The 8,858-nt window shown below is 41.8% G+C and carries 10 protein-coding genes and 2 pseudogenes; 3 read left to right on the plus strand and 9 right to left on the minus strand.

The features are described from left to right. The 6 genes and pseudogenes from BQ7394_RS26110 to BQ7394_RS00275 all read right to left on the minus strand — a co-directional run. The coding region (locus BQ7394_RS26110) for a FimB/Mfa2 family fimbrial subunit (RefSeq protein ID WP_235848628.1) at positions 1-1,420 on the minus strand (1,420 nt) is incomplete at its 3' end. Positions 1,421-1,447: 27 nt separating this feature from the next. After that, positions 1,448-2,500 (minus strand): DUF6562 domain-containing protein, encoded by a 1,053-nt coding sequence (locus BQ7394_RS00255; protein WP_139317660.1) that lies wholly within the window; start codon positions 2,498-2,500, stop codon positions 1,448-1,450. A 201-nt stretch (positions 2,501-2,701) separates the two neighbouring features. Continuing rightward, positions 2,702-2,959 (minus strand): annotated as a pseudogene (locus BQ7394_RS00260) (IS481 family transposase); the annotation flags it as partial. Positions 2,960-2,976: 17 nt separating this feature from the next. Then, positions 2,977-3,498, minus strand: coding sequence for a BfmA/BtgA family mobilization protein (locus BQ7394_RS00265; protein WP_075555542.1), 522 nt, complete (start codon positions 3,496-3,498; stop codon positions 2,977-2,979). Between the two features lie 102 nt (positions 3,499-3,600). After that, positions 3,601-3,792: a hypothetical protein gene (locus BQ7394_RS00270; RefSeq protein ID WP_075555543.1), complete on the minus strand. Its 192-nt coding sequence runs from the start codon at positions 3,790-3,792 to the stop codon at positions 3,601-3,603. An 11-nt stretch (positions 3,793-3,803) separates the two neighbouring features. After that, positions 3,804-4,781, minus strand: coding sequence for a replication initiation protein (locus BQ7394_RS00275; RefSeq protein ID WP_008669318.1), 978 nt, complete (start codon positions 4,779-4,781; stop codon positions 3,804-3,806). Between the two features lie 91 nt (positions 4,782-4,872). On the opposite strand from BQ7394_RS00275, the pseudogene BQ7394_RS26580 reads away from it, so the two are divergent. Further along, positions 4,873-4,932: pseudogene (locus tag BQ7394_RS26580) on the plus strand (four-helix bundle copper-binding protein); the annotation flags it as partial. A gap of 324 nt (positions 4,933-5,256) precedes the next feature. Here BQ7394_RS26580 and BQ7394_RS00285 read toward each other — a convergent pair. Together BQ7394_RS00285 and BQ7394_RS00290 are read right to left on the minus strand one after the other, a co-directional pair. Continuing rightward, positions 5,257-5,571: a helix-turn-helix domain-containing protein gene (locus BQ7394_RS00285; RefSeq protein WP_007851388.1), complete on the minus strand. Its 315-nt coding sequence runs from the start codon at positions 5,569-5,571 to the stop codon at positions 5,257-5,259. Positions 5,572-5,576: 5 nt separating this feature from the next. After that, positions 5,577-5,924: a type II toxin-antitoxin system RelE/ParE family toxin gene (locus BQ7394_RS00290; protein ID WP_008669299.1), complete on the minus strand. Its 348-nt coding sequence runs from the start codon at positions 5,922-5,924 to the stop codon at positions 5,577-5,579. A gap of 391 nt (positions 5,925-6,315) precedes the next feature. Here BQ7394_RS00290 and btgA point away from each other — a divergent pair, with 391 nt between their 5' ends. Together btgA and btgB are read left to right on the plus strand one after the other, a co-directional pair. Continuing rightward, positions 6,316-6,921, plus strand: coding sequence for a mobilization protein BtgA (btgA, locus tag BQ7394_RS00295; protein WP_075555545.1), 606 nt, complete (start codon positions 6,316-6,318; stop codon positions 6,919-6,921). Next, the gene (gene btgB, locus BQ7394_RS00300; RefSeq protein WP_075555546.1) at positions 6,918-7,796 is read left to right on the plus strand and encodes a mobilization protein BtgB; all 879 of its coding nucleotides are present in this window, start codon (positions 6,918-6,920) and stop codon (positions 7,794-7,796) included. Before btgA ends, btgB begins: the two co-directional genes overlap by 4 nt. Before the next feature lie 507 nt (positions 7,797-8,303). Here btgB and BQ7394_RS00305 read toward each other — a convergent pair. Then, on the minus strand, positions 8,304-8,858 hold a 555-nt coding region (locus BQ7394_RS00305; RefSeq protein WP_235848629.1), incomplete at its 5' end, for a right-handed parallel beta-helix repeat-containing protein.

The raw sequence follows: 8,858 nt of genomic DNA on the forward strand, positions 1-8,858 counted from the left end.
TACCACTTCCATTAGCATTATTAATAACGGTATTCTCTAATGTTATATTCTGTTGTCTACCAACAACGATACCGCTTGTTTTTTGGGCGTTGATGGTACAGTTCCTCATGACCAATGTACTATGTACCGCCTCAGAAAAATCGCCACCAGCGGTTCCAAGCAAGATTGCGGATTGTTTGTCCTCTGAATTGATAGTGACATTATCGAAAACAACTTGCATCTCTTTGGCGACTATTTGTATGCTGGAGCCTGATTTCGCTTCGATGTCAATAACACCATTGGCAAAAGTACAGTTTTTTCCAGATACGTTCTCGGTACCGTTTTTATATGCCATACTCAATTTTGTGGCATTTAAAGTATTGCCACCTAAGTCGAGATTTAATTCCTTGCCGGGAGTGACAGTAAGTGCCATATCTGTTGTCAAGTCTTCTTGAAGTACCCAATTCCCACCTTCTGCAAGAGCTGTCCGTAAATCTGATGCGGATTTGATAATTTTGTGATTATGCTCGCTTTCAAAACCCGGAAGAATCGAGATACTGAAGTTGACATTATTGTTAAACAGTGAACCATAAACATTGGTTCGATAGTTACGTTGCATCGGTACGTTAGGGATCTTGATAGTCTGGGTGTTTGTTCCGTCACTATAAGTAAACGTGCAATTGTGGATGCTTTTTTGCGCTGTTGCGTCAGCGCTTGTTGTGCCTACGAGTAGGTAGTTCATGGAGAGGTAATCGTAATTTTTACCACCAATGGTGATCATACCTTCCGCTTTTGAAGCTTCCGAAAAACTTACATTGGTAGTTTGAGTGGATATTGTTCCATCAAGCAGGTTTAATTCGGTAGGTACGCCTTCTACAGAGACACTTGTCTTCAGGTTATCAATATTAATACCGGATGTTGCCAAATCATCGGCAACAACATTAAACTGTGCGAATGGGCGTTTCATTTCGATTGTTTGCGTACCCATGTCTCTCGTCACGGTCAAATCTGTAAGTCCGGCGAAGAATGCGTCACGTTTCTCATCATTGGAGATCGCATTGTCATAACTGACAGTCAATTGTTGGGTGTTAAAATCAATAGTATAAGGTGCCTCCGTTTCGTTATAGGCATCTGCCCAAAAGATGATGTCGTAAGTCTTACCAACAGCAAGAGGAAGCGTCAGGGTTGTTGGCTTGTTTGTTAATACCTCATTTTCTTTTTGGATAATAGGTTTTTTAGAATCCGCTTCATAGACTGCGTAAGATAGATAAGTCGCTTTCTCTCCCTCGCCGTAACGTGTCATAGGTTCCCCCGGCAGGGCAATAGCAAATGTTACCACCTCACTGTTTTCCATCCGACTTACCTCTTCTTCGTCACAAGCGGTAGCTGCAATTAAGGTCATTGCGGCAAACATCACATTGATAAATAAATTACTTTTCATATTCAAATATATGTTTTTTGTTAATTTTCAATAATTCAAGGGAACGTTAATATCTTCATCGAAATCTGGATTGACAATAATACCTCCGGGAAGATTGGTTGTTAGAAACCGTCCTTTGATCGTGGTCATACGATTACGCATAAGCATGATGTCTTTTATGTTCATGTTCGCCACTATGACCCCGTATTGATCTGTAATGACGAGATTTAACTCCGGTATAGGACTCTCTTCATTATTGAGCATTACATAATCAAATCCTAATTCGGCTTCATGCTCATTAATTTGCGTGATTTTACTATTGAATTCAAAACCTGTTTTTGCATCAATGGGGTTGTCTACAAACAGATTAAAAGCACAGGGAACAAATTGTGTATAACGGAATGTTACATTATAAGAGTCAAGGTTGATTGAACAATCGGAATCGTTATTGACATTTTTATCCTGTTCTTTTTCAAGCCTGATCTTCTCTTGATGTAGGAACTGCGCAAGATCGGTTGTGATGATCTTGTATTTAGCGAGAGGTCGCAACAAATTGATCGTTGCGTTATTATTGGTTCCTTTCCTGATTTGAGCTTCCGTATTTCCTCGGAAAACATTGCGCAATTCCGTGTTACCGCAATACTCACCGAAGTAGGTTACTTCCTCAAAGTTATCTGTGTCATAGAACTTGTGCTCTTTGCTGCCTTCATCCACATAATCAGTCCAAACAAGAAATTTATAGTTTCCTTCCTCCAGTTTGAGTCTGACAACAACGTCTTCTTCTGTCAACCGGTCTTTTGTAAATATAACGTTACAGTGTTCAGTCGTGTTGAACTTACCGACCTTATCTGCTTTATAGGCACGTATCGTATACCGAATATCTGCGTTTTCGGTGTTCATTAAAGAGCGTGTCTCTTTCCATACAACTTCATTTGGTGATAGCATCGTAGAATCGATATGGAGTTGTAGTTGTAAAGACCCTTTATAGCTGCCTTCCTCTTCCGAAACCTCATGTTTGCCACAAGAGACAATTATTAATGAGAACAATACTCCAGATAGCAGTCGCAAGTAGTTATGTGCAATATATCCTTTCATTATCATACTAATATCTTCTTGATATTCTTCTGTTTTTTTGACTAAAAAACAGAAAATTTTTGCAAATTTATACTTTTTTGAAGACAGATCAAACAAAAAACGAACAAAGGTAATATGCCCTTGTTCGTTTTATGTGTAATAGTCAAGACTTGTTCTGACAGTTCCTTTACTATCGGACAAAAAAAGTGTCAGATGTTTGTTGCAAAGTTACACACCTTTTTCATCCTCACAACCGAATGAGATTTTATCATGCTCATTCGGTTTTATTATTTCCTGATTTTGCAGTTGATACTTTCTTGCCACAGCGATTCCTTCGATAAAAGTTTGCATTGGAGTTTTTCCGAAGCAGTACTTTCCAGAGTGTGTTCTTTGGGTGTTATAGGAGTCCATCCACGCATCAAGGCCAGTTTGCAACTGTTCGATAGAGGTGTAGATTTTCTTTCTGAATGCGATAGCATACATTTCCTAATCTCTAATAACGGTCAGAACTCCGTTGTTATGTATATCTTTCCGAAAGTCTTTTGCTCATCACGCACCCGGCACAGTTCCCGGTGCGCCTTTTCCTTGTATTCCAGCAAAGCGGAGTTTTCAGAGCGCAGCCGGGCAATCTCCCTTTCTTGTTCTTCGCTTTTGGCTTCTGCTTTTGCTTTTTCTTCGGCAGCATGGGCGATTAGTTCCGGCGCAGGGAGTTGTTTAGTGGTTTGTTCTTGGACAGCTTGGAGAAGCTGGCGCACCGCTTCCGTTCCCTCGTTGTGTTGTTCCATGATTTTTGCGGATTGTTCCAGCCGCCCGGCAACCTTTTCTAATGGGGAGAGGTCAAATGCTTCACCCCGGAGGTCGAACCCGGTTCTTTGGAAATAATCAACGGACAACTCAACAAATTCTTTGCGGGTTATACCCGTATCCTTTAAATATTCATCTAATTTTTGGGCGTACTCTTGGCTTATCGCTATGGTGGTAAGCGGTGTTTTCCTCTTTTGCTTGCTTTCTTGTCCTTTTTCCATTGCTGTAAAATGCTATATTCTGTTGCAAAGGTAGTTATAAGTTTTATTATTGCAATTTATCGCAAATGTTATTACAATTTATTGCGGTTATAGCAAAATAAATCACTCTGTTATTAGCTGGAAGTCATGGTAAACGCCCCCTTTTCTTCCGCAGGATTCCGGACATGGTTCAGTGAATATCACTGTTACGAATATTGCCCCGGCGAACTTCTCTATCTCTGTAACCATTGCCCGTAAATCCCTGCCATAGCCGTTAATTTCGGCTGGTACGATAACTTTATCACCTGTTTTCATACTTGTATTTTTTATTCTATTCCAAAATCTTCCATTAAGCAAACCCGGATGATAGCCCCTATCTGTTTGGCTGGCTTGTCTATATATTGCTCAAACTTCTTTTGTATCTTTTGCGCCACCTGTACGGCTATTTCCGGGTGTAACTGTACGGCGTTCACTACACGCTTAACATATCCTTTGTCACTTTTGGAGAACCTAGAAATAGTGGTTGTTATGTAGATGATCGCCTGTTTGGCGCTTTCGTATTCCAATAGCTTTTGTTGTTCGGTTTGCCTTGTGTAAACGTAAAATTTGTATTCGGTCACTTCCTTGCCTTTGTAGCTCTTTGGCTCGAACTCGAAATATAAATCGCATTGTCCGGCATTGTACAACTCCCGGAGTTCCTTTTGCGGATCGTCAAGTACACGCCTTTTGAAATCGCATCCCCGTTTGTATTTCTTTTCCAACATGAACATTTCCCGGAGCTTTTCGACTGTGTAGAAGAAGAACCCGGCGTTTCGGTATTGGCAGCACAGTTCGTAAAACCTTTGCGAGAATGTGCTTTTGAGTGCGATTGCTACCGTCATGGAGTAACTCGTGAAGTTTTGGGCGAGTTCCACGTAATAGGGTAGTACCTCTTTGGAAACTTGCACCTCAAAATACGATTTATTTTTGATATGCTTGACGTAATTGACAAAACCGATACTTAGCCACATCTTTTCGTTGTTAATCTCTATATCGCGATTTCTAAGCCGTTTTAGCGCATCGTAGATGTTTTGCATCTTGGTATTGTCACCGCATTTCTTTAGTTCTTCCTCGTGTATGGTGATAATCAGATCATCGAATAAGTCCCGTCTGCCGTTCTCGTTCTCGATGTATTGCGCCCGGATATTTCGTATAATGGAGTATAGGGCACGTTTTTCGATAAGGTCGAACTTGTAGCGTGCAGTAGTCAGCGCATTGTCTTGCGACAGGACTATATCCCTCTGTTTCTTGTCTTTCTTCTCCATGACTTTAATGCTTTTCGCAAAGGAAATATTTATCTACGACAAAAACAAATATTTGGCGTAGAATATTTGTCGTAGATAGCCGTTTTTTTCGGAAATTTGTCGTAGATGCTCGGAAATTTGTCGTAGATGCTCGGAAATTTGTCGTAGATGACCTTTATAAGATATTATAGCACAATGTGTTATGCTATGCCATAAAAGTAACTAAAAAGAAACTAAAAATTACCGTAAAGCAATGGAGTGTTTCTTTTTTGGTTTATAGAGGTCGCTTCGCTCCACTTTTCAGTGTGTTTTTTGATACGACGAATTTCCGGAGAATGGGAAAGAGTGGAAACAGGTAAAGCCAAGTGCAACGGATTAGGAAGATTTTTCGGAGTGTTAAATTTTGTATAAATATGACTTTTAATGTATAAAACGAGAAGTTTCCGGGAGCAAAAACGCATCCCGGATTTAATGTAACTTTTTGTTGTATAGTTAGTTACCATAACGCAACTTTACCCATGCTTCCGATTTCAAGTTTAGCACTGATCCCCATAGCCTTAAAAACTCTTGCAATGGTGGAAAAGGTTAAATTCTTACCGTTTTCAATTCGGGAGATTTGAGCCCGTTGCACTCCTATCAGATTACCTAATTCCTCTTGGGTTAAGTTCTTTGATTGGCGAGCTTGTTTAATGGCTTCACCTATCAAAAAAGAGTTAAGTTCTTCTTCGTAGGCATCACGTTTGGGAGTACCTTTTTCTCCGATGTATTTATCCTCGATTTCTTCGAGTGTATAAAATTTCTTTGCTTCCATACGCTTTATCTTTTTGAATTAAAATAATCTTTTCTAATCTCTTCGGCTTTAGCTATTTCTTTGGGAGGTGTCTTTTGGGTTTTCTTGATAAACCCATGCGTTGCGATTACCAGAGTGTTTATCTTATCGTCCTTATCCCAAAAAGCAAGAAGCCTGTACTTGGTTTTGTTATAGAACGTTCTGAACTCCCAGATATCCGTATCATCCAATTTCTTGAATAAATCTGGATCAAGTACAAAGGTGGATTTACGAATATTGCTAATGATCTTCTCACGTACCTTGTTGGGCAATCCGTCTAAAAACTCTTGGGCTTCGTTGGATAATTTGACCTTGAATCTTGATTTTGCTTCCATATAAAGTTTTTTAGTGTTGCAAAGATAATATTTTGTTTCCATATAACGAAACATAATGTATTTATTTCATGCAGCCTGTTGTGCCGTTTTGATGTGTTTTTTTGTTTGTGGAATAGGTTCTTTCTTAGTGCCTCGCTCCGACATCTCCCCGTCCCCCTTGTACGAGCTTTCGCCGTACCGCAGGGGAGGGTGTTCGTCGATTGCTCGGCAGTCGAAAGAACAGCAAGAGGAAACCGGGCTTTGCCCTGTTTTTCCTCTTGCCCTACGGGGTTATAGCTGAATATCAGCTATTTAAGTTTTTTAACCGCAATTAGTTTGAAATTGTGGTTAAAATTATACCTTTGTAAATCAGAGATTTAATAATATAATCAGCAATTAAAATCGCAATTGTATGGATAAGGAAACCACCACTTCTGTCACCATTGACCGAAAAACGTTTGCCCGGCTTGACAGGCTGGCAAAGTCCAATAATGTATCAAAGAAAGACTTCCTTTCCTGTGCGCTGGAATACTTCGAGAAGTACGGCATCAACCCGGTTGAACATGAAAGCCCGGCAAGGGAAATGCAGAAACTTATCAAACGCTGTGATCAGGTGATAGCGTTCATCAGGAAGCAGGAGCAGGATTTCTTGCGTCCGGCTTGTGAAGCCATGGGCAGTACAAGCATGAGAGTGACCATGAGCATGGACTCGATACTTACGGAAAAAAAGTTCAGCCAATACCAAAAGGACAATGACCTATTCATGCGTGATCTTGCGAGCCTTGCCGGGGTAAGGGAACAGGCTTTAGACCGGACGGAAAAGGCAGTCGGTCAGTCGAGGGATATGCTTCTGAAGAACCAACAAGCCATTTACACAAGGCTGGAAGCTGTGACGCAAAGGCAGGAGAAGATTTTCTCCTATATCGCAAGCTATATCGATGCGAAAGGGAAAGCCGGTCTTTTCGATGATATAAAAGCCTTGTACAAGGACGAGAAGAACAAAAGGGAAAAGAAATGAACGTGAAGATACAGGGAGGCGGTAACGGCACTTATGCCAATACCGGCAGTTGTGTTTCGGTGACGAACTATCTCCAGCATGAAGACTTGGAGAGGATGAAGAACGGGGAGGAGGTGCAGCCGTTCTTCAACCAGTTCCGGGACTACGTGAGTGCAAGGGAGGTCACGTTCAAGATAGACAGCAACAAGGCTAAGTTAAGCCGTACTGACGCAAAGTTCTATGTCATCACCGTCAGCCCTTCGGAGAAGGAGCTGCACAGCATGGGCAGAACTCCGCAGGAACGTGCGGAAGCCTTACGGCGGTACATCCGAAAGGACGTGATGAGAAACTATGCGGAGGGCTTCGGAAAAGGCTTGAAAAGCGATGATGTGGAATATTACGCAAAGATCCATTTCAACCGGGACGGTGACAGTGACAGCGATATGCACGCACATATCATCGTCAGTCGGAAAGACCGGAGCAACACCAAGAAGTTAAGCCCTAAAACGAACCATACAGGGAAGAAGAACTGCGGCAACGTGAAGGGAGGTTTTGACCGGACGGATTTTTTCCGGAAGTGTGAAAGCTCTTTTGATCGGCGCATGGGGTTTGACCGGGAACCGGAGGAAAGCTTCGACTATCTTAATGCCGTCAAGAACGGAAGCCCGGCGGAAATAGCCCGGCAGGTGGAACGTGCGGAACGCATCAGAAAGGAGAAATGGGACAATCTCAAAGCGGAGCTTCAATCCCGGCAGGAACTGGAGAAGTCGAAAATTCAACAGGTGGAGAAAACGCAGGACATCGAGCAGCCTATCCCCAAGAAGCAGCAGCAGGAGGAAGATCTGGAACTCCGGCAGAAGCCCAAAAAGAGCAGAGGTTTCGGCATGGGGATGTAATTTTTCTATTTTCCGGTTACAAAGGTAGCTACGCACGCCGCATTTGTAAAGGGACGTTTCACTCTCCGGGAAAAAAATCTCCTGTGCTCGCTTCGCTCGTGCGGTATTTTTTTCCCTTCGCCCTTGACAAATACTCTGTGCTTCGCTGGCAGGTGTTTAGGAAAAAAGAAAAAAAATGTTGTTCTTTGGTGGGGTGTCTGTTTTGTTATTTTGTTATCGGGATTTGTCCGCATGGTGGAGGAACTGCCCCGATCAGTTAGGCACGTAATATCATTTTGTAATAACCGGCAGATCGTTTTTATGGTGTAACACTCCGATATCGCTTCCTTTTTGCTTTTCACTTTTCATACGTGCAAATGCAAGAAGCCCCCAGCGAAAACAAAGTCGCATTTGCCCCCCTAAATCTTCAGTTTAGAGGATGAAAAATGCGACTTTCTATAAACAATAGCAAACGAAGCTGTCACACTTTTTGGACAGCCTCGTTTTTTTATAAACATAAAAGATCACTTATTTATATTCTACAAGTGCTTTTCCATCATAGGTGACGATATCAATCGGATTTCCTGTCGCAGAAAGTTGGAATATGTTATTCTCAAAAGAAGCGGTTGTACCGTCTTCTGCGTATGTTTTTCCTATTTGATAGCCTACCAGTGCGATACCATATCCTATGGCCCCAGTCCCTCCAGTATTGAAAGTATATTTTTGCTCCTCGTTCCAAGTAGATTTGATGGTAGCGTTTTTTATGATAACATTAGTCTTTTTCAGCTCGAACGGGGTATCGGCACTGCTGTATGTTCCTCCGTCCACGGTCAGTGTGTTGGGATCTCCAGTTTCTTGGTTGGAAAGGTAAATAGCCGAGTGATTGCTATTGATAGTACAATTTTTCAGCGTGAAAGTAGAACCGGGGATCGTTCCATTCTGAGTAATTCCATTACCACTTCCATTAGCATTATTAATAACGGTATTCTCTAATGTTATATTCTGTTGTCTACCAACAACGATACCGCTTGTTTTTTGGGCGTTGATGGTACAGTTCCTCATGACCAATGTACTATGTACCGC

Source organism: Parabacteroides timonensis (genome assembly GCF_900128505.1).
In the GTDB taxonomy this organism is placed as follows: domain Bacteria; phylum Bacteroidota; class Bacteroidia; order Bacteroidales; family Tannerellaceae; genus Parabacteroides; species Parabacteroides timonensis.